Annotated in this window: 20 protein-coding genes; 16 read left to right on the top strand and 4 right to left on the bottom strand. The window is 46.6% G+C overall.

Translation table 11 applies throughout. The annotated features are described in order from the left end of the window. Both pheT and AB4111_RS07715 read left to right on the top strand, forming a co-directional pair. A complete protein-coding gene (gene pheT, locus AB4111_RS07720) occupies positions 1-2,454 on the top strand; it encodes a phenylalanine--tRNA ligase subunit beta (RefSeq protein WP_442031043.1) in 2,454 nt (817 codons plus the stop codon). A gap of 138 nt (positions 2,455-2,592) precedes the next feature. Continuing rightward, on the top strand, positions 2,593-5,301 hold the full coding sequence (locus AB4111_RS07715; protein WP_442031042.1) for a hypothetical protein: 2,709 nt from the start codon (positions 2,593-2,595) through the stop codon (positions 5,299-5,301). Between the two features lie 104 nt (positions 5,302-5,405). Here AB4111_RS07715 and AB4111_RS07710 read toward each other — a convergent pair whose 3' ends face one another. Together AB4111_RS07710 and AB4111_RS07705 are read right to left on the bottom strand one after the other, a co-directional pair. Next, positions 5,406-5,801: a cytochrome C oxidase subunit II gene (locus tag AB4111_RS07710; RefSeq protein WP_442031041.1), complete on the bottom strand. Its 396-nt coding sequence runs from the start codon at positions 5,799-5,801 to the stop codon at positions 5,406-5,408. Between the two features lie 216 nt (positions 5,802-6,017). After that, positions 6,018-6,377, bottom strand: a complete 360-nt coding sequence (locus tag AB4111_RS07705; protein ID WP_017689637.1) for a phage holin family protein — start codon at positions 6,375-6,377, stop codon at positions 6,018-6,020. 187 nt (positions 6,378-6,564) lie between these two features. On the opposite strand from AB4111_RS07705, the gene AB4111_RS07700 reads away from it, so the two are divergent. The 4 genes from AB4111_RS07700 (at position 6,565) to AB4111_RS07685 (ending at position 11,455) form a co-directional block, all read left to right on the top strand. Continuing rightward, complete coding sequence (locus tag AB4111_RS07700; protein WP_442031040.1) at positions 6,565-8,931, top strand: endonuclease MutS2; 2,367 nt, start codon at positions 6,565-6,567, stop codon at positions 8,929-8,931. A 71-nt stretch (positions 8,932-9,002) separates the two neighbouring features. Continuing rightward, entirely contained in the window at positions 9,003-9,422 is a 420-nt protein-coding gene (locus tag AB4111_RS07695; RefSeq protein WP_258166310.1) for a DUF350 domain-containing protein, read from the top strand. Positions 9,423-9,542: 120 nt separating this feature from the next. Continuing rightward, entirely contained in the window at positions 9,543-10,109 is a 567-nt protein-coding gene (locus AB4111_RS07690) for a hypothetical protein (RefSeq protein WP_442031039.1), read from the top strand. A gap of 131 nt (positions 10,110-10,240) precedes the next feature. Further along, the gene (locus AB4111_RS07685) at positions 10,241-11,455 is read left to right on the top strand and encodes an MFS transporter (RefSeq protein WP_442031038.1); all 1,215 of its coding nucleotides are present in this window, start codon (positions 10,241-10,243) and stop codon (positions 11,453-11,455) included. Positions 11,456-11,543: 88 nt separating this feature from the next. On the opposite strand, the gene AB4111_RS07680 is transcribed toward AB4111_RS07685, so the two are convergent. Further along, complete coding sequence (locus AB4111_RS07680; RefSeq protein ID WP_442031037.1) at positions 11,544-12,764, bottom strand: NAD(P)/FAD-dependent oxidoreductase; 1,221 nt, start codon at positions 12,762-12,764, stop codon at positions 11,544-11,546. A 97-nt stretch (positions 12,765-12,861) separates the two neighbouring features. Here AB4111_RS07680 and AB4111_RS07675 point away from each other — a divergent pair, with 97 nt between their 5' ends. The 7 genes from AB4111_RS07675 (at position 12,862) to AB4111_RS07645 (ending at position 17,118) form a co-directional block, all read left to right on the top strand. Then, positions 12,862-13,098, top strand: a complete 237-nt coding sequence (locus tag AB4111_RS07675; RefSeq protein ID WP_036610100.1) for a hypothetical protein — start codon at positions 12,862-12,864, stop codon at positions 13,096-13,098. Between the two features lie 31 nt (positions 13,099-13,129). Continuing rightward, entirely contained in the window at positions 13,130-13,525 is a 396-nt protein-coding gene (locus AB4111_RS07670) for a spore coat protein (protein WP_442031036.1), read from the top strand. A 160-nt stretch (positions 13,526-13,685) separates the two neighbouring features. Beyond that, positions 13,686-14,186: an Lrp/AsnC family transcriptional regulator gene (locus AB4111_RS07665; protein WP_024628343.1), complete on the top strand. Its 501-nt coding sequence runs from the start codon at positions 13,686-13,688 to the stop codon at positions 14,184-14,186. Positions 14,187-14,199: 13 nt separating this feature from the next. Then, on the top strand, positions 14,200-15,408 hold the full coding sequence (locus tag AB4111_RS07660; RefSeq protein WP_036610094.1) for an aminotransferase class I/II-fold pyridoxal phosphate-dependent enzyme: 1,209 nt from the start codon (positions 14,200-14,202) through the stop codon (positions 15,406-15,408). Between the two features lie 188 nt (positions 15,409-15,596). Then, the gene (locus tag AB4111_RS07655) at positions 15,597-15,818 is read left to right on the top strand and encodes an aspartyl-phosphate phosphatase Spo0E family protein (protein ID WP_176872852.1); all 222 of its coding nucleotides are present in this window, start codon (positions 15,597-15,599) and stop codon (positions 15,816-15,818) included. A 169-nt stretch (positions 15,819-15,987) separates the two neighbouring features. Next, entirely contained in the window at positions 15,988-16,539 is a 552-nt protein-coding gene (locus tag AB4111_RS07650) for a hypothetical protein (RefSeq protein WP_405172173.1), read from the top strand. A 36-nt stretch (positions 16,540-16,575) separates the two neighbouring features. Then, the gene (locus tag AB4111_RS07645) at positions 16,576-17,118 is read left to right on the top strand and encodes a bifunctional adenosylcobinamide kinase/adenosylcobinamide-phosphate guanylyltransferase (protein WP_442031035.1); all 543 of its coding nucleotides are present in this window, start codon (positions 16,576-16,578) and stop codon (positions 17,116-17,118) included. A gap of 76 nt (positions 17,119-17,194) precedes the next feature. Here AB4111_RS07645 and AB4111_RS07640 read toward each other — a convergent pair whose 3' ends face one another. Then, positions 17,195-17,815 (bottom strand): DedA family protein, encoded by a 621-nt coding sequence (locus tag AB4111_RS07640; protein ID WP_442031034.1) that lies wholly within the window; start codon positions 17,813-17,815, stop codon positions 17,195-17,197. Between the two features lie 149 nt (positions 17,816-17,964). Between AB4111_RS07640 and AB4111_RS07635 the strand changes: the two genes are divergently transcribed. The 3 genes from AB4111_RS07635 (at position 17,965) to AB4111_RS07625 (ending at position 20,326) form a co-directional block, all read left to right on the top strand. Then, positions 17,965-18,540: a cob(I)yrinic acid a,c-diamide adenosyltransferase gene (locus AB4111_RS07635; protein WP_442031033.1), complete on the top strand. Its 576-nt coding sequence runs from the start codon at positions 17,965-17,967 to the stop codon at positions 18,538-18,540. Further along, entirely contained in the window at positions 18,537-19,520 is a 984-nt protein-coding gene (locus tag AB4111_RS07630) for an RluA family pseudouridine synthase (protein WP_442031032.1), read from the top strand. The genes AB4111_RS07635 and AB4111_RS07630 overlap by 4 nt, the downstream gene beginning before the upstream one ends. A 440-nt stretch (positions 19,521-19,960) precedes the next feature. Then, positions 19,961-20,326 carry an arsenate reductase family protein gene (locus AB4111_RS07625; RefSeq protein WP_442031031.1) on the top strand — a complete coding sequence of 122 codons (366 nt, stop codon included), beginning with the start codon at positions 19,961-19,963 and terminating at the stop codon, positions 20,324-20,326. The last annotated feature ends 111 nt before the right edge of the window (positions 20,327-20,437 follow it).

Genomic DNA, 20,437 nt, shown 5'->3' with positions numbered 1-20,437 from the left:
ATGAGAGTATCGACAGATTGGCTGTCTGATTATATTTCCCTTGAAGGTGTGACGCCACAGGAATTGGCGGAGAAAATCACCCGTGCGGGTGTCGAGATTGATGTAGTGGAGAACCGCAACAAGGGCGTGAATAAAGTTGTGGTAGGTTATGTGAAGAGCAAGGAGAAACACCCGGATGCTGACAAACTGAATGTATGTGTCATCGATGCTGGCCAGGAAGAAGATCTGCAGATCGTGTGTGGTGCGAAAAATGTGGATGCAGGCCAAAAAGTAGTTGTAGCTCTGGTTGGAGCGAAGCTCCCTGGTGGATTGGATATCAAAAAAGCCAAATTGCGCGGCGTTGTATCCCTTGGGATGATCTGTTCTGCGAAAGAGCTGGGCATGAACGACAAATTGCTGCCGAAAGATCAGCAGGAAGGTATTCTTGTTCTACCGGAACAAACAGAGGTGGGCACGCCGATCAGCCAGGCTCTTGGTCTCGACGACCATGTACTTGAACTGGACCTGACACCGAACCGTTCCGACTGTCTCAGCATGCGTGGTGCAGCTTATGAAGTAGGTGCCATCCTAGGTCGTGAAGTGAAGCTGCCGAATCCCAAAGACCAACTGGTTGAAGTGAGTGATGCAGCCGCGAATCATATCTCTGTAGAGATTAAGGCACAGGAGCAATGCAGTCACTATGCCGCTCGTTATGTAACCGGCATTAAGCTGGGTGCTTCCCCGCTGTGGATGCAAAACCGTCTGATGGCTGCAGGTGTTCGTCCAATCAACAACATCGTTGATATCACGAACTATGTCATGCTGGAATATGGTCAACCGCTACATGCATTCGATGCGGATAAGCTGGAAAAAGGTCATATTGAAGTGCGGATGGCCAACGAAGGCGAAACGATCGTTACGCTCGATGGACAGGAGCGTAAACTGGAGCCGCACATGTTGCTCATCACAGATGGTGTGAAACCTGTAGCCATCGCTGGGGTTATGGGTGGCGAGAATTCCGAAGTATCAGAAGGCACGGTGAATCTGCTCTTGGAGTCCGCCAAATTCGACGGCGGAACTGTTCGGAAAACGTCGCGCCAACTGGGGCTGCGTTCCGAAGCAAGCATGCGTTTTGAGAAGGAAGTAGACCCGGGTGCGGTGATTACGGCTTTGGATCGTGCGGCTGAACTGATTCAGCGTTATGCTGAAGGTGAAGTGCATCAGGGAATCGTGGAAGCTGGAGCAGAAGCTGCGGAGAAACGTGTAATTCAATTGTCGCTGGACCGACTGAATCGTTATCTGGGAACGGATCTGTCTTTGCTTGAGGTAAAAACGATCTTCGCTCGCTTGCACTTTGCATGTGGTGATGCTGATCAAGGATTGCTGGATGTGGAAGTGCCAACACGCAGAGGGGATATTACGCTCGATGTAGACTTGTTTGAAGAGATTGCACGCCTGTACGGATACGACAACATTCCAACCACATGGATTGAAGGACCCACGACTCCAGGGGCATATACACGTTCTCAAGCAATGCGCCGCACCATTCGTGGACTGCTCTCAGGCAGTGGCTGGCAGGAAATGATCAGTTACTCCTTTGTGCACCCGGATAAAGCGACCCTGTTCCCGGCGTTGACACAAGGGAGTAAAGCCGTGAAACTCGCGATGCCGATGAGTGAAGACCGCAGTGTGCTTCGTACGAGTATTTTGCCACAAATGCTGGATGCAGCGGTGTATAACATGAACCGTAAACAGGATTCACTGGCTGTATTTGAAGTGGGCAATGTGTTCTTCACCGAAGAAGATCAGTTGACCAAACAACCGCATGAAATCCCAGTACTGGGGCTGCTGCTCACCGGGAATCGTGCAAGCCAGCAGTGGAATGTTGGAGCGGAGAAAGTAGACTTCTTCGATCTGAAAGGTGCTCTTGAGCATCTGTTCGCCTATGTGGGGCTTGAACAACGCATTCGCTTGGTAGCAAACAGCCCTGAAGGATTCCATCCGGGACGTTCCGCATCGGTTTACCTGGAAGGTAAGGATGGCGGGGAAGGCACATTGATCGGTACATTGGGTCAATTGCATCCGGAACTGCAACAGCAGTATGATCTGAATGATGTGTACATCGCAGAGATTGCACTTGAATCGATCTACAGCGAAGCAGACGCTGACATTCGTTATCGTGAGCTTCCGCGTTTCCCAGCCATGGAACGTGATATCGCGGTTGTTGTGAATGAGGATGTTGAAGCTGGAGATATGCTGCGCGCCATTCGTGAATCGGCGGGTGAATTGTTACAAAACGTACAGGTATTCGATGTGTTTACTGGCAGTAAACTGGGTGAAAACAAGAAGAGCGTGGCGATGGCACTGGTATACCGGAATCGTGAACGTACACTCACCGATGAGGAAGTTACTGAAGTTCATGCCCGTGTAGTGGCTCGTCTGGAAGAGCAATTCGGAGCGGAATTGCGTAAATAGGACAAAAGAAGATTTTTTGAACAAAGATTAGCAGGAATTGTTTGAAGTCACATCGAATCCTTAGCATTAGAGGATCGATGTGACTTTTTTGTGATTACAGCTTAGAATCAACATACAGACTTGAAGGAGGGCACAACTGTGACTACACCTGATCGTACACGCGTCACCGTAGAGATCTACGGGACTTCCTATAAACTGGTTGGCAGCAGTGCCGACTATATGAAACAAGTAGCTAACCTGGTAGATGAGCGTATGGGCGCAATCTCCAAGCAAAATTCCCGTCTGGATACTCCGCGTATTGCGGTACTGGCGGCTGTACATATGGCTGAACAGTCTCTTCAGACTCAGGAAATCCGTAATGAACTGAAGATGCTTACTGGAGAACGTACAGAACTGAGAAACGAATTGAATCGGTTAAACGCCATACAAAATGAACATCAACAAGAATTGGAACGGCGTGACCAGGCTCTTGCTGATTTGCAACAGCTGAAGATTGAAGCAGAGCAGGCGTTGCAAAAGTCCGAATCGGACAAAAATTCAGAGATAGCCAAGTTGAATAAGCTGCTGGAGCAAGAACGCGCCCAAGCAACGGAGCGAGTGCAGAAATTGCAGGCCCAAGCGACGGCACAACTGAAGGAAGCAGAAGCCAAGGGAACGAAACAGCTGAAGGAAATGGAAGAGAAAGCGGCTAATCAGCTTAAAAATGCACAGGCACAGGCAGCTTCCCAGCTCAAAGAAGCTCAGAACCGTTCTGCAGCCGAATTGCAGCAGGCGCAGGCCAAAGCTGCGGCGCAATATAAAGAGTTGCAGGACAAGACTGCAGCTCAAATAAAAGAAGCCGAAAGCCGTGCCGTTGCAGAACGTCAACAGATTGAAGCCAAGGCTGCGCAGCAGGTTCAGACAGCCAAGGAAGAAGCCGAGTCGGCCATTTTGTCCGAGTTGGAGCAGGCAGAGAGAAATCTGAAGAAAGCTCAGGAAGAAGCAGCGCTGCAATATAACGAACTTCAGCAACAAATGGAACTTCGTCTTCAACAGGCTGAAGAAAAAGCGTTGCAACAGACACAAGAGCTCACGGATCAAGCGAATCAGGAGCGGGCTGCCTTGCAGGAACAAGCGGAGCAGAAGCGCCTGAATCAGATAAACCAATTAAATGCGGAGTTCAAAGCATTATCCGAACAGTCAGAACTCGAATGGATGGAGAAAGAAGCAGCCCTCGAGGAACAATTGCAACAAGCCAAGGAAGCAGCAGCATCTCAGGCAACTGAAGCCGCTGCGGTGGCAGAGGCGTTATTGCAAGAAGAACGGAGCAAGCTCAAGCAGCAGCTTGAGGAACAACGTAAACAGGCAGAGACTCGACTGTTAGATGTCGAAGAGCAATTGGAAGAAGTGATGACCCAGCTCATTAGTGCACAGGACATGGTTGCAGAACAAGAACAGCAGCTCCAGCACGAGCGTGGTCAATTGGAAACGTTGCGTCATGAGCATGGGGTTCGTAAACAGGAGCAGGAAGTTCAGACTCGCCGAATTACGGAACTGGAGCAACAACTGGAGCAGTTGAAAGAGGACCGTTCTCAGTTGCAGGAGCTTCTGCGTGAAACGGAGCAGGCTGCCCAGCAATCCCGTGATTCACAGGAACAATGGAAGCAGAAGTATAATGAAACTGTGGATAGAGAAACCTCTCTCACAGCACAGCTACGCAAACTTCAGGAGCAACATGCACAGCTTGAACAGGAAGCCCAAAAGCTTCGTGAGGCTGAAGTGAAGTCGGAAGAGGAGCAGCGCAGGTTGCATAAGGTACTTGAACAGGCTCATGCTGCGGTGCGTACATTGCAGAATGAGATCGGCACGCTTACGGAACGTGAGCAGTCCTTGAAGGACCTTGCTGAGCAACGGTTAGCTGAGATCGGAGACCTGGAGAATCAGATTCTTGAAGTTGCTGAACAAAATGAAACGCTGGAATCTGGTGTGCAATCCCTTCATGATGAATTGTCCGTGGTGAAGGAAGAGTCTCGTTTCAACCATGAAGAGGCTGTGCAATACCAGAAGGATGCAGAGCTTTTGGAAGAGAAACGCAATCAGCTTGAAGTTGAGCTAAATGTTGTTCGGGAAGAGCTGAACCGACTTCAGGATAACTATAAACAAATCCGTAATGATTACAGTGATGCATTACAACGGGAAGAGAATTACAGTTCCAAGCTGGATGAATTGAGCTCAGAGAAGCAAGAGATTGTGAGAGCACTTGAAGAAGCAAGACAGTCTTCAGCAAAACTTTCCGAGCGCTACTCCGAGCAAGAGAGCCGACTTGCCCAGACCGAGGAGGAAGCGTTGGAGTGGCAGATCAAATACGAAGAATTGTCAGTCAAACAGGCTGAGTTGGCATCCCGTCTAGAGCAGTTGACGAGACGGGAAGAAGAACTTCGTTCAAGCGTTGAACAAGCAGAGCAGAACGAGCAAGTGTGGCAACGCCGTGCAGACGAATGGGCGGCTCAGGAGCAATCCTGGCAGGAACGCTGGGCTGCACTTGAGAATGAACTGACGGTTTGGAAGAGCGAGAGTGCTGCAAGTAGCGAGTTGCTGGAGGGACTGGAGCAAGAACGACAACAGCTGGACAAGTTACGTGCAGAAGCAACGCAAGAGAAAGAGATCATGGAAACTGAACTGCTTGAGATGGGAGAGCGTTACGAACTAGCGGCCAACCAATTACGTTTGTTACAGGTTGAACGTGAGATGGAGCAGGAGAAGGCAGAGCAGCTGAACACGGAATATCGTCAGTTGCATGATGAATATAAGAAATTGCAGACGGAATATAACGAATGGATTGAATTGATTGAACAGGACCAGACCTAGCGGAATGAATGTGGCAGAACTGGCTCGTGGGCAACGTACTCTGGTACAATTTGTTATACTAAAGAAGGAGCTCCCGTCGCTGCGGGGGCTCCTTGTCTTGAAACCTATTCTTCAACAATAATTTTGGAGATCATGCTGCTGTGTCCTGAACCACAGAAGACAGAACAGGACATTTCAAACTCACCAACCTTGTCTGGGGTTATGACTTTGGAGCTATTTCTGGTATCCAGTTGAAGATTCAACTCAGGCACAAGCATACCGTGATTTCCGTTTACATTTTCATAAACAATGTTAACCGGAACGCCTTTTTTAAGATGGTACTCAGGTTGATCGAATTCATAGTTGCTTGCCTTGATCACCAATTCTTCACTGGCTGTGACTCCAGCATCAGCATCGGATCCATTGCTGCCAGATTCTGTGGATTGTTTCGCCCCTCCACATGCAGTGAGGACCAGAATTAACATACAGGCAGCGAGCCATGTTATGCCTTTCTTCATCATGTGCCTCCTTAAAGCGTGATATGGATAAAATTTGAATGATTGCTCCAGTCATCATACCGCAATATGTGGATGCCTGTACACGCTGCGTATGTCGTTTTTTTGAAAATTGTACGTGTACGGCAGAGAGTGCTACTGCCCGAATGAAATAAACCTCTTCCGGCACGGGGCCTTCAGAGGTTTAAGAAAATTCATGGGGACGTTAAGGTGAAATGGAGATTAACTCTTGGAGCTTCGTCCGGCATCAAAAGGGGTGGATACCGGGATGAAAAGATCGATAATCCCGATAACCAGCGCAGCTAGAATGGCACCGAGCAGGCTGACTTCAACATGATCTACAACATATTGACCAAGCCAAATCACCAGTGCGCTAACGATAAATCCGACAATACCGCGACCAAACGGGTTGACTCTTTTGCCGAAAATACCTTCAACAATCCAGCCGAGCAGGGCAATGACGAGAGCAAGCAGCAGGGCGCTCCAGAAGCCACCAACGGCGAATCCGGGAACGATCCAGCTAACCACCATTAATACAATTGCGGCGATGATAAATCGCACGACATGTCCCAGAAAATTCATGGTGTTTACCTCCTTTTATTCGGATTGAACTGAGCAAGGCAACTCCAAGGGGATGGAGAGGTTGCACAATCCTGACACCTGTAGTTTGTGGTGCTATGGTTTAAGTTATGTGTGGAAGGATTCGTTAAATAGCGTAAGAAAGTTTCTTTCGTTATAATACAGATATAGTTTGGAAGGAGTTGTACACTTGGACACGAAAATTTTACACACACTGGAATATCGCAAAATTTTAAATACATTGCTTAGCTTTGCCCAGACGACCATGGGAAAAAAGAAAGCGGAGCAACTTGAACCAAGCAGTGAACTTGAAGAAGTGAAGCGGTTGCTGCAGCAAACCGATGAAGCCTTCACATTTGATCGCCTGAAAGGCTCCCCGTCATTTGGGGGAATTGTAGATATTACAGCTTCCATTAAACGTGCTGAAATTGGAGGCACACTTAACCCTCACGAACTTTTGGGAATATCCAATACGACCTTTGCAGCGCGACGATTGAAACGTCAGATTGGTACTTTGCATGAAGATGAGCCCATCGAATCTCTGTTCTATATCAGTGACCAACTGTCAGAGCAAAAAACGCTTGAGGATGCCATCAAAATCTGTATTGACGATAATGCAGAGGTTGCCGACAGTGCAAGCGTAACCTTGGCGCAGATTCGTCGTGAGCTGCGAGGCGGTGAAGCGCGGATTCGTGAAAAACTGGATTCCATGATTCGATCCTCTACCGTATCCAAGATGCTGCAGGATCAGCTCATTACAATCAGAGGAGACCGTTTTGTTATCCCGGTGAAAGCTGAATATCGTTCGTACTTTGGCGGGATTGTGCACGATCAATCCGGTTCGGGTGCGACATTGTTCATTGAGCCGGAATCGATTGTTGCCATGAACAACAAATTACGCGAAACCCGGATTCGGGAAGAACGCGAAATAGAGATTATTTTGCAGAAATTGACGGCACTTGTCAGTGAACAGGGAGAATGGCTGCTGTATGATGTCGACTTGCTGGGATCACTTGATTTTATCTTCGCCAAAGCACGTCTGGCTCGTGAACTGAAAGCAACATTACCACGCATGAATGACCGCGGATTCCTCAAACTGAAGAAGGGCCGTCATCCATTGATACCGATTGAAAACGTGGTTCCAATCGACATTGAATTGGGCAATGATTACACATCCATTATCGTGACAGGTCCGAATACGGGTGGTAAGACGGTAACACTCAAAACGATTGGATTGCTGAGCCTGATGGCAATGTCCGGTTTATTTGTTCCGGCAGAGGATGGCAGTCAGCTATGTGTATTTGATGCAATCTATGCAGACATTGGGGACGAGCAGAGTATCGAGCAGAATCTGAGTACTTTCTCCAGCCATATGACGAACATCATTCGTATTCTGAAGAACATGACGCCGAAAAGTCTGGTATTGCTCGATGAACTTGGAGCAGGAACAGACCCGGCTGAAGGGTCCGCACTGGCGATCTCCATGCTGGAGCATATGCACCGGACAGGATGTCGCATGGTTGCAACCACCCACTACAGTGAACTGAAAGCATACGCATATGAGCGTAAAGGCGTTATTAATGCCAGCATGGAATTTGATATCAATACATTGAGTCCAACCTATCGCCTTCTGGTAGGTGTACCTGGACGAAGTAATGCATTTGCCATTGCAGAGCGACTGGGACTGCCAGGTTACATTCTCGACTACGCCCGTGGCGAAGTGAAGGAAGAGGATCAACGGATTGAGCACATGATCGCTTCTCTGGAAGAGAACCGTCTTACGGCTGAACAAGAGCGTGAGAAGGCAGAGAGCTTGCGCCAGGACATGGAGAAATTACGCAGTCGTCATCAGGCCGAACTGGAGAAACTGGAACAACAACGTGATCGCCGGATTGAAAAAGCAGAAGAAGATGCACGCAGCATTGTGGACAAGGCTCGCGCGGAAGCGGAGAAGATTATAGCAGATCTTCGCCTGTTGGCTATGGAAGAAGGTGCTTCTGTGAAGGAGCACAAACTCATTGCTGCCCGCAAACAACTGGACGAGGCTGAACCGGAGAAACGCAGAAAAACGGTCAAGAAGATGGCGACAGCGCCGAAGACTCGTGCCATCGGTCCTGGTGATGAAGTGCTTGTCTACAGTTTGAATCAAAAAGGCCATGTTGTAGAGATGTCGGGCAGCAAAGACGCTATGGTACAATTGGGGATCATGAAAATGAAAGTATCCCTGGATGACCTGGAACTACAACAATCGGCTCCCGCAGCCAAACCGAAGCAAAAACCGGTAACGGGTATGAAACGCACACGTGATGACAATGTGAAAAGTGAATTGGATCTGCGTGGCACCAACCTGGAAGAAGCCCTGATGGAGACAGACCGATTCATTGATGAAGCTTTCCTTGCCAACCTGGGCCAAGTTTATATTATTCACGGTAAAGGTACAGGAATTTTACGTTCCGGTATTCAGGATTACCTGCGTAAGCATAAACATATTAAAAGTTACCGGCTGGGCAATTACGGAGAAGGCGGGAACGGCGTGACCGTCGCAGAATTGGAATAGCCGGTCCATGAATCAATGATATTCTGCGACCTTATTTATGAAGGTTGCAGATGGGGAGAGGGGAACGGTGCGTGAAAGAAAGCATTGACCAATTGCTGTCTCATCCCTTGGGGATGGTACTCGGTTTTTTCTCGGTAGCGATTATGGAGCTGCTTGTATTTCTGGCTTGCTTCGAACTGGTGACCAAGTATAAATGCTGGACTGAAATCAAGAAGGGCAATGTGGCTGTTGCGATGGCTACAGGAGGCAAGATCTTCGGGATTTGCAACGTACTGCGGTTCTGCATACAAGCCAAATCTTCGGTATATGAAGCCATGACGTGGTCTTTTGTAGGGTTTATTCTTCTGCTCATTGCCTATTTTTTGTTCGAATTCCTGACACCCGTGTTCTCCATTGATAAGGAGATCGAAGCGGATAACCGAGCTGTCGGATTGATATCCATGATTATTTCAGTCTCGCTGTCGTTTGTTATTGGCGCGAGCATTATCTAGGGGGACCGGTCATGAAGATATTGATACGGATTCTGTTTGCGGCATCGATTGTGTTTTTTGCCATCGGTGTGATCTATGTAATGAATACATGATGATATGAAAGAGAAAGGTTGATTGAATATGGAAACAACAATATGCCCTTGGTGTCAAACGGAAATTGTATGGGATGAGGAACTCGGCCCTGAAGAAGAGTGTCCATACTGCCACAATGAATTGAAGGGATATCGAACGCTCAACATTAACATCGGTGACGAAGAGAACGATGAAGCAGAGGACGACATCTATGATGTGGATGATGTAAAAGATGAGGAGCAGACTACGGATCTTACAGATCTGTGGGGGGATGAAGTTGAACTCAAATTGCCGGAGCTGCGAACGTTGACCAAATATGCGGATGAAGGTAATGACCTCATTCAGTATGAACAAGGTGTCCATAAGCAACTTGATCATCAGGAAGAAGTACCGGAGTGTCCGAATTGCCGGGAATTCATGGTTCTCGCAGGTACGCAAGCTGCAACGCAGGATAACTTCATGCCAGTTGCTAACGCTGCTTCAGGCAAAGGGTCACTATTGTCACCACCTTTTAAGGTGCTGACCTATATATGCTCGGGATGTTTCCAAGTTCAATACAGTCTGTCTGAGGATGACCGTCTGCGTCTGATTCAGAACCTGAGTACCCAGGAATAAGCGTTTCGTTGATACGAACCACAATTTCAAAGCAATCCTGAAGATTCATCATGTTTTCCTCTTGCTTGGGGCACGTTAAACCTAAGACCTACCTGTACACAGTTCACTTCAGGTGGATGAAGGAGGAGCAGATGAAGATTACTTTAGGCCGACAATCCATTCTGCTTTTGGGCGTGAATGGATTGTTTGCGTTAGCCGGAGCGCTGTCGGGAACCTTTTTGAATGTGTTTCTATGGAAAAGCCGCCCGGATTATGCCATGTTGGGATGGTTCACTCTCAGCCAGCAACTGACCATTGGACTGACATTCTGGCTTGCTGGCAAATGGGTCAAGGAACACAATAAAATGAGTGCACTACGACTAGGTACTGCGCTGTCCGGCATATTTTATATGATCGTCCTCTGGGCTGGTTCCAAAGCTGTAGACTGGATATGGCCTTTGGGTATACTACTGGGCTGTTCACTGGGGTTATTCTGGATCGCATTTAATGTTGTGTATTTTGAAATAACGGATCGGGAAAACAGGGATCTATTCAATGGCTGGGTAGGGTTACTTGGTTCAATGACAGGAATTATAGGTCCTTGGTTCTCCGGTCTGATTATTACTCGCATGACAGACAACACAGGATATCGGCTTATCTTTACGGTATCGCTCGTCATTTATGTCATAGCGGTAGTCTTCAGTTTTTTTCTGAAAAAAAGAAAGGTGAGCGGTACATACCGCTGGTCTGAACCTTGGATACAGCTATCCAAGCCGGATAGTCCCTGGAGGACCTTAGCCTTGGGTTTATTCGCTCAGGGCGCACGGGAAGGTGTCTTTGCCTTCCTGATTGCACTGTTGGTATATTTGGCCACATCACAGGAGTACAAATTGGGGCAGTTCTCACTCATCACTTCGGCTGTGGCATTAGTAAGTTATTGGGCAGCCGGGAAATGGTTCAAACCACAGTTCAGATCGAAAGGCATGTTCATTGGAGCCGTCATTCTGCTCGTTGTGCTCCTTCCTCTTCTCTGGAAAGTGACCTATGGTACGCTGTTAATCATGGGAATTGGGAGTGCTGTTGCGATGCCGTTGTATGTATTACCGATGATATCAGCGGGATTCGACATGATGGGCACAAGTGGCGAAAATGTGGAGAAAAGGGTTGAACTTGTCGTTTTGAGAGAGTTATGCCTGATGCTTGGCAGACTATCTGGATTGGTCATATTCATTGTGACGGTTATAAATGCTCCGTCTCTACGCATGTTAACATGGCTTATTATTGTCCTCGGTGCTTCTCCGCTAATCGGATGGATCTTCATGCGCAAATTATTGAACCGAACGGAAGGGCAAGAGCCTTCGGCTTAGCAGGTTTCCAAATATACAAACAGGGTACAGCGACTGGAAAGAGAACTTTCCGTGTGCTGTACCCTGTTTGTATTGATTTATTTTCCTGTTACACAGGAGATGGTTTACTTGTACGGGTGAGTGAGAACAGATCCATATCAGGGTTTGGTTTGCCGGCAATGGCATCCACAATTAAGGAAGCAGCAATCATGCTGTATACGGTCCCGTTACCTCCATATCCTTCTACAAAATATGAATGCGGATAATCGGGATGGGTACCAATCAGAGGGAGGCCATCATTCGTATTACCAAACACGGCACCCCAGGCATAATCGACTTCAAGATCATCTAAAGGGAAATAGGAGCGGACCTCTTCCAGGAGTGTATCTCCCCGGTGTCTTGCTCGTATTTCACGTTGATCCTCCCGAGGTATTTCTTCATCCAAACCGCCTGCGATGATTCTTCCGTCGGGTGTTGTTCGCATATACAAATAGGGGCGTGCCGTCTCCCAAATCATGCTGTGTTCAAACCATTCACTAAGATCAGACAACGGTTTGGTAGCAATCGCATAAGTCGTTTTCAGGTAGGCTCCACGATCCTTTTTGATATCCTGTGTCTCGTAACCGGCAGCAAATATGACCTTCTTCGCACGGATTTTACCGTTGGAAGTGTGGCATAATACACCTTCTTCATCGTACTCACAGTGTATCATCTCGGTCTGACCATAAATTCGAGCGCCAAGATTATTTGCGGATTCAAACAAGGCATGAACAAAACGATAGGGATTCACTTCTGCATCTCCCATTGTGTATAGGGCAGCGGGTTTGCTGAAGGGGAAATGTTGGCTTATTTTGTCGGCATCCCACAGTTCAGCTTCAAAACCATAACGCTTCAAGGTCTGATATTCTTCCTCCAATTGGGCCACATCATCTTCACTGCTTGCAAAACAAAGACTTGTTCGTGGGATAAACCAAGGGTCTGTATCCAGACTGTCTGCAATTTGAGCAAGCTGTTTCATGGCTTCACGACAAAGCTCATAAAAACGTACACCTCTCGCTTCACCAAAAGTATTGATACATGAGGTTAGTGTTTTGTCATTGGTATATTGTAAAAGACCTGTATTGGCAGAACTGCTGCCGTGGGCAATGTCTCGCTTATCAATCACAACAGTGTTAACACCCTGTTCCGTGAGTAGTTTAGATGTTAATGCGCCCCCCATGCCCCCACCAATGATGAGGCAGTCGCAAGAGATGTCTTCTTGTAGAGCAGAATAATTAAATATTGAATTGAAAGTGGAGGGCCAGAAAGGTGTACCATAGACCAGATCCATTAGAAACATCTCCTTTATAATTTAAATTTGTATACTTTTGTGTGACCGGGTTAACAATAATTGCGCATAAACTTTATGCCGAGGAGGCCATCGAAACATGCAGAATCATACGATGCAAGCACTGAGTCCCAAGGAATTGAACTACATTGCGGACTCGATCACCAATGAAGAACTGCTGATTAAGCAGTGTGCAGCTACAGCTTCCATCACACATAATCCACAAATTCAACAGGCACTGAATCACTATGTTCGCTCACATGAACAGCATCTCAACACGCTTGTCAATGCACTGCAACAACATCAGTCTCTTGCACCGGCGCAAGTCAGTAATTGAAGACAACTCTAACTGTATAGGAGGAAAACGCATGTATTCTCAATCTCCATCATCTAATGGCTCTTTTATGCAGGAGCAGGATCTGCTGAAGTCGATTCTTGCAGATTTAAGACGAACCTCGCGCGAATATACGACTGCGACAACGGAAGCTTCCTGCCCCATGACACGTCGAATGTTCACAGACCTGACGAACGATACCCTGAGATTGCAAGGGGAACTGTTCAATCTGATGCAGCAAAACAACATGTATTCTGTGTCGTCCAAAGCACTTCGTCAGGATGTGGACAAGCAAATCCAGTCTGCACAACAGGCCCAACAGAAGTGTCAGCAATTCATTCAGGAAAAGAATACGCAGAACAGCTCGTATAGCCAAGCTCCTAATGTGCCTCAGCATCAGCCGAATTACGGTAACCCTTATTACATGTAACCTTTGCAAAAGAGGTTTGAAGCACCTAACATTCCAAGACCATACCACCGCCTGCCCGAATTCAGGGCAGGCGGTCTTTTGTCTATGCATCAACGTTAAATTCATGTAATATAAGTATTAATTCATTTTCAGGAACCTGGATGACGCTGGAGGGAAAACCATGAAAGATTTGAACGATCTGCAATTAAAAGTTCTGGATCTGTTGAAGGAAGACGCGAGAAGGACTCCCGCACTGCTGTCGACGCTGCTGGGGGAGTCGGAAGACAAGATCAAAAACGCCGTGGCACAGCTTGAACAAGACCACGTCATCGTGAAATACGCAACCGTCGTGAACTGGAGCAAAATAGATGATGAAAAAGTAACGGCCCTGATTGAGGTGCAGATCACGCCGGAGCGTGGTCGTGGCTTTGAAGGGATTGCCGAACGCATTTATCTCTATCCGCAAGTGAAGTCCGTATATCTCATGTCAGGTGCATACGATCTGCTCGTTGAAGTGGAAGGTGGCAACCTGCGTGAAGTCGCTAATTTTGTGTCGGAGAAACTGTCTCCGATAGACTCTGTACTTTCAACCAAAACGAATTTTATTCTTAAAAAATATAAGCAGGACGGGATTATTTTTGAAGACCATCAGGAAGACAACCGTCTCATGATCTCGCCGTAAAGGAAGATGTGTCATGATAGTGAATGAACAGACAACCGGGAACAACAAGAAAATGACATCATATCTAGCACCCCTCGTGCAACAGATACCTCCATCCGGAATTCGTAAATTTTTTGATCTGGTTGGAGACAACAAGGATATTATTACATTGGGTGTGGGTGAACCTGACTTTGTTACACCTTGGCATATGCGTGAAGCCTGTGTATACTCGCTGGAAAGAGGCATGACCAGCTACACATCCAACGCAGGTATGCCGAAGTTAAGAGAAGCCATCAGTGAATATCTGGATACTCAGTTTGATACCAAATACGACCCCAAGGATGAGATTATTGTTACCGTGGGTGGCAGTGAAGCTATTGATCTGGCTTTGCGCGCATTAATCGTACCTGGCGACGAGATTCTTATTCCTGAACCTTCGTACGTAGCTTATTCACCAATCGCTTCAATCGGTGGCGGTATACCGGTTGGTGTTGAAACCTACGCGAAAGATCAGTTCAAGTTAACGGCCGAAGCACTTGAAGCTGGCATTACACCGAAGTCGAAAGTGGTTATTCTGTGTTATCCGAGTAATCCCACTGGGGCCATCATGACGTATGAAGAGTGGCTGCCTATTGCTGAAGTGATTAAAAAGCATGATCTGATTGTGATCGCTGATGAAATTTATGCTGAATTGACGTATACGCAAAAACATGTTAGCTTTGCAGCTATTCCTGACATGAAGGAACGGACCATTCTCGTAAGCGGATTTTCGAAGGCTTTTGCAATGACAGGTTGGCGGATCGGTTACATGTGTGGTCATCCTGAGCTTATTGCAGCCATGCTCAAAATCCATCAATATACAGTAATGTGTGCACCAGCCATGGGTCAGGTTGCAGCACTTGAGGCATTGACGAATGGTTTGGGTGAGAAAGATCGGATGGTAGAATCGTATAATCAGCGTAGACGTTTGATTGTACAGGGATTCAGGGATATTGGACTCGATTGTCATGAACCTCAGGGAGCATTCTATGCATTCCCGAGCATTCAAAAGACAGGTATGAGTTCCGACCTGTTTGCTGAGCGATTGTTAACGGAGAATAAAGTTGCTGCTGTTCCCGGCAATGTTTTTGGTCCTCAGGGTGAAGGCTTCTTGCGTTGTTCTTATGCTACTTCTGTGACCCAATTGAATGAAGCTTTGGAACGAATCGGAAACTTTGTTTACAAACTGCAAAAAGAGGGTTAATACTAAAGTAGAATCTTTTTACAAATGTGACATTGTTATCATTGGAAAAAAATAACTTTCTTTTACAAAATAATGTGATATAATTTCAATTTGAAATAAGTTTTCATATATTTGGAAACCATTTTTCCAAGGAGGGGTTAGCTTTGTTTTGTGTTGAATATGATTTACCGACGAATCGTGGGCACGTTCTGGCAGAAGGCGATCATGGCGACCGATGGTCGGTGAAACCCGATAACGCATCTTTGCATGACATTTCCTTGGAAGATGAAATTCATATGCTTCGTCGTAAGATGGAACAGATCTTCCTCGAAGAGAAATCATTCACATCCGATATTGTAATTGAAATCAGCAGTTTGCTGGATTTAAAGATTAATGAGTATATGAAGGCTAACCCGATTAAAGGAAAATAACGTTTATGCTGAATTGAAACGTTTCATTAATTGAATTCAAAAGGGAGACCTGAGAGGGTCTTCTTTTTTTTGTGTGTAAAGGCAGAGTGATCTCCCGATGAAACAGGTTATTTTTTTGCGTGGAACAATTGTGATATATTGGACATAGGAGACTAAAGGGGGAACTGGAATGAAGAGATTTTGGGGGCTTACTGCGATCATTTCTATCGTTTTTCTGCTTGCTGGTTGTGGAGGTAAAGATGGTTTTTCCATTTTCATCATTGATAACCAAGGAAATCCATCTGTAATCTCAGAACAGTTACAGGCCAATCTGCAACAGAAGCTGGGCGAGGAACCCAAGGTGGAAGTGATCACCAGTGCGATGTATGATGTTCAAAAAATTATGGTAGAGTATGCGGCTGGAGGACATGATATCTTCATTTTGCCTGAATCTGACATGAAACAATACGGAAGTAATGGCTCCAATATTCCGCTGGATGATACTTTTGATCCCAAGAAGTTTGAACGGGGTGTATTTGAGGGTGGAGTATTGGTAGAGAAGGGTGAAGGAGATGGAGGTTCAGATCTCAAGCAAGAATCACATCTTTACGGCATTCCACTCGAAGATATGAAAATGTTTAAAGATGTAGAATATGCTGCGAGCAATCTGTTCGCTACCATTCCAGTGTCATCTTCCAATGTCGAAGAATCTAAGAAAGTGCTGAAGGCACTGACAGAGTAAAGAAATTCAGAATGGCTATGGAAGGAGGGAAGCGGATTGCTGATTACGGTCACAGGCGGAATAGGTAGTGGTAAAACCCGGTTTGCCCTCAAGTACGCAGCCGGGATTAGCCGGGAGGGTGTATATTTATCCACTGGTGATCATGATCCCGTAATTCCCGAATTGCCATCCGCTCATTATCGTGCCATTCATGCCGGGAACGGTCAGCATCTGACAGAGGTGATCACCCAGATTAATCGGGAATCCAATCTGTTTTTGGCGGATCAGCGAATTTTAATTGTAGACAGTCTGACCTCCTGGATGGCTGCCGGTTTCAGGGCAACAGAGGATCTGAATCATCAGCGTTCAGAGACACAGCTTTTGCTTGATGCGTTATTGTCTTATCAGGGAAAGTTGCTTGTGATTACCAATGAAATGCATGGCACGTTGCATCCTACCGAGGAAGAACGAATATTTACAGCGAGAATGGCTTCGGTTAACCGGATGCTGCAGATACATGCCGAAAAGATGTACATGCTGGTATCTGGTCTGGCTATCGATCTTAAGAGTCAGGGCATGCGAAATGAAGATGAACGATAGCGAGATGACATAAACGGGTGACATAAAGAAGCCTCCTTAACCACGAATTGGTGGCGAGGAGGCTTTATTTATTAATCTATTCTTTTGATTTCTGCTTTTTGCTACGTCTGATCCACCAGATGATACATCCGACGATAATGATGGCGAGAATGACGTACACTACAATGGAATAGACGTCCATAAAGTGCAAAATGCTCTCCCATGATGCGCCAAGCGCAGCACCAACGCAGACAAGAATGACATTCCAGATCAATGTACCAATGGTTGTAAAGAGAAGGAATAAACCAAATTTCATATTGGACATGCCTGCGGGAATGGAGATAAGACTACGGACGAGGGGAACCATTCGGCAGAATAACACGGTCCACATGCCATATTTGTCAAACCATGCATCGACACGGTGAATATCCTCTTTTTTGATGCGCAGAACATGTCCCCAACGTTCCACAATTTTCTCAAGGCGTTCGACGTCAATGAGTAGACCAATACCATACAGGATCACAGCACCAAGGACGGAGCCAATGGTAGCGGCGATAATAACCCCTAGAAGAGTTAGGCTGGTATACGTGGTCATGAAACCGCCAAACGGCAAGATAATCTCGGATGGAATTGGGGGAAATACGTTCTCAAGAGCAATAATGAGTGCAATGCCTATGTAGCCGTATTGTTCCATGAAATCGGTTATCCAGTTTTGCATAATCGTCTCCTTTACTTTTGGTTTCCTTCGATTTGTCGTATACTCGGCAGAGCACACCAATTCTTATATACGTGTAAAGCGATAGACGGGTTTCTGAAAAAATAGCATTCCCGTATTCATTAATGATATTAACAATTGGAGGGATAACATTGGGCATATATACACGAACAGGTGACGAAGGTCAGACTTCGGTTATTGGTGGACGCGTCATTAAGGATGATGACCGAGTAGAGGCTTATGGCACGATTGATGAATTGAACTGTTTTGTCGGTCAGGCGATTAGCCTTATTGACTCGGCTCAGGGCGAATTCGAGGATCTGCGTGAACATCTGCTGGAAGTGCAGCAGGAATTATTTGATTGCGGGTCGGATCTGGCCTTTGTGCGGATAAGTGAAACCAAGTATAAAGTGAGAGATGAAATGGTCACACGTTTGGAGCAATGGATTGACCAGTATGACGCAGAGAATCCGAAAGTGGAACGTTTCATTATTCCGGGTGGTAGTCAGCTATCCTCGGCTTTACATGTATGCCGTACCGTATGTCGCCGCGCAGAGCGTCGCACGGTAACACTGGGACAACATACGGATATTAATCCGTCTGTACGACGGTATCTAAACCGACTGTCTGATTATTTCTTCGTGGTTGCACGGACGGCCAACGCGAGACAACAGGTGGCCGATATTGAATATGTGCGGAGCAAAAAAGTCTTCCGCCGCAAAGAATGAGCCAATATTATTCGCCCATTGTCTACACGGTGACCGAGCAAGAAGATGGCTGGCTGCTGAAGACCGTGCTTCAGCGGCGGCTGCTGGTGTCGCGTAAGCTTTTATCCAAAATCAAGCTGACGGAACAAGGCGTTATGCTTAATGGAGAGCGCGTATACATTAGCGTCAAGGTAGCTGCGGGTGATGTCGTTGAAGTTCGGATGGAGCAAGAGGAATCGGATGATATTTTGCCTGAACCTATCCCCTTTACCGTTCTGTATGAAGACGAGCACTTACTTGTTGTAAACAAGGATGCAGGCATCATCGTTCATCCGACACATGGACATTACACAGGTACTTTGGCGAATGGGGTCGTTCATTACTGGAAATCCAAAGGCGAGCGATTCCGGTTTAGACCGATTCATCGTCTTGATCAGGAAACTTCAGGTGTTCTCGCGATAGCCAAGAATCCCTATGTGCACCAGCACGTATCTGAACAGATGATTGCAGGGACGGTAGATAAGAAATATATTGCGCTTGTACACGGCAGCCCCGTCCCGGAACAAGGGTCAGTGGATGGACCAATTGACCGCGACCCTGAGGAGCCGCACCGCCGAATTGTAACGCCTGATGGTTACGCGGCGAGAACGTTGTACACGACTTTAACACGTTGGGCAGAGGGCAGTGCCAGTGCCATAAGTCTCAAGCTGGAAAGTGGCAGAACCCATCAGATCCGGGTACATATGACGTCCATCGGTTGCCCATTGATCGGTGATCGGATGTACAAGACACTCCCTGTGCACGAGATTGATGAGCAGACCATGGCTGTTCGGGAAGAACGGGACAGCTGGATTGAACGTCAGGCATTACATGCCTGTGAACTGACGTTTGAGCATCCAATTCTACAAGAACGCATGACGTTCCAAGCCCCATTTCCAGCAGATATGGCCGCGTTGGAGAAGCGTTTGAATGATGATGTAGCTCCCAGAGAAGAATTGTAGGAAGCCTGCGAAGAGGCTCTTAGATTTCCTTAGATACGCCCTCTGTGTAGTAGGTGTCGTAGCTTTCTGTACGGTTCATCCTGCTAGGCCTGTTCTGCTTGAGGCTCAACGCTGGCGGGCTATTCCATGTGAGGGGTGCTTAATGCACCCGAACAACATGCCGTAGGCTAATAATTATGGTTTCATGTTTTAATGTACTGATGTTTAGTAGTTTCATGTTATATTTTAAATTTCTGATCTGTAAAAGCATTAAAGATATAAAAGCTGTAAGATCCTGACCCAAAAAATATAGCGAATGTGTGTTTTAATCTCATTCGCCAAATTCAGTAAAATTACATGGCGATGGTATCGATTTGGAGCGACTTTTGGATTTGCGAAGCAAACCAAGGGAAGCGAGAAGTCGAAACCGGAGCCACACCGGAGCCACAGGAGGCAAATAAATGAGCAACTTAAAAGTATATCAATATGCCAAATGCGGCACATGCCGCAAAGCTGTAAAATGGCTTGAAGCGCAAGGACAACAGCTGGAGCTAATCCCCATTTTCGATACACCGCCATCAGAATCTGAACTAACAGAACTGATCCAAAAGAGCGGGCTCGAGGTGAAGAAGTTTTTTAATACGAGCGGGGAAGTATACAAGGAACAACAACTGAAGGACAAGCTGCCAGGGATGTCCGCTGATGAGCAGATTCGTTTGTTGGCTTCCAATGGTCGGCTGATCAAGCGTCCGATCGTTACGGATGGAGAAAAGGTCACAGTTGGTTTCAAGGAAGAAACGTACGAGCAGGAATGGAATAACGCATAAGTGTGCTGAATACCAGCCTTGAATTGTTCAAAATTCAGGGCTTTTTTGGCTGAACGATGGTTGGCGGAACTATGCTATAATGATAGAATTAGTTTCGTATTTTATATGCTC

Origin of the sequence: Paenibacillus sp. 2KB_22 (assembly GCF_052115745.1) — a bacterium.
Taxonomy (GTDB): domain Bacteria; phylum Bacillota; class Bacilli; order Paenibacillales; family Paenibacillaceae; genus Paenibacillus.
This window is presented reverse-complemented; position numbering and strand designations above follow the sequence as displayed.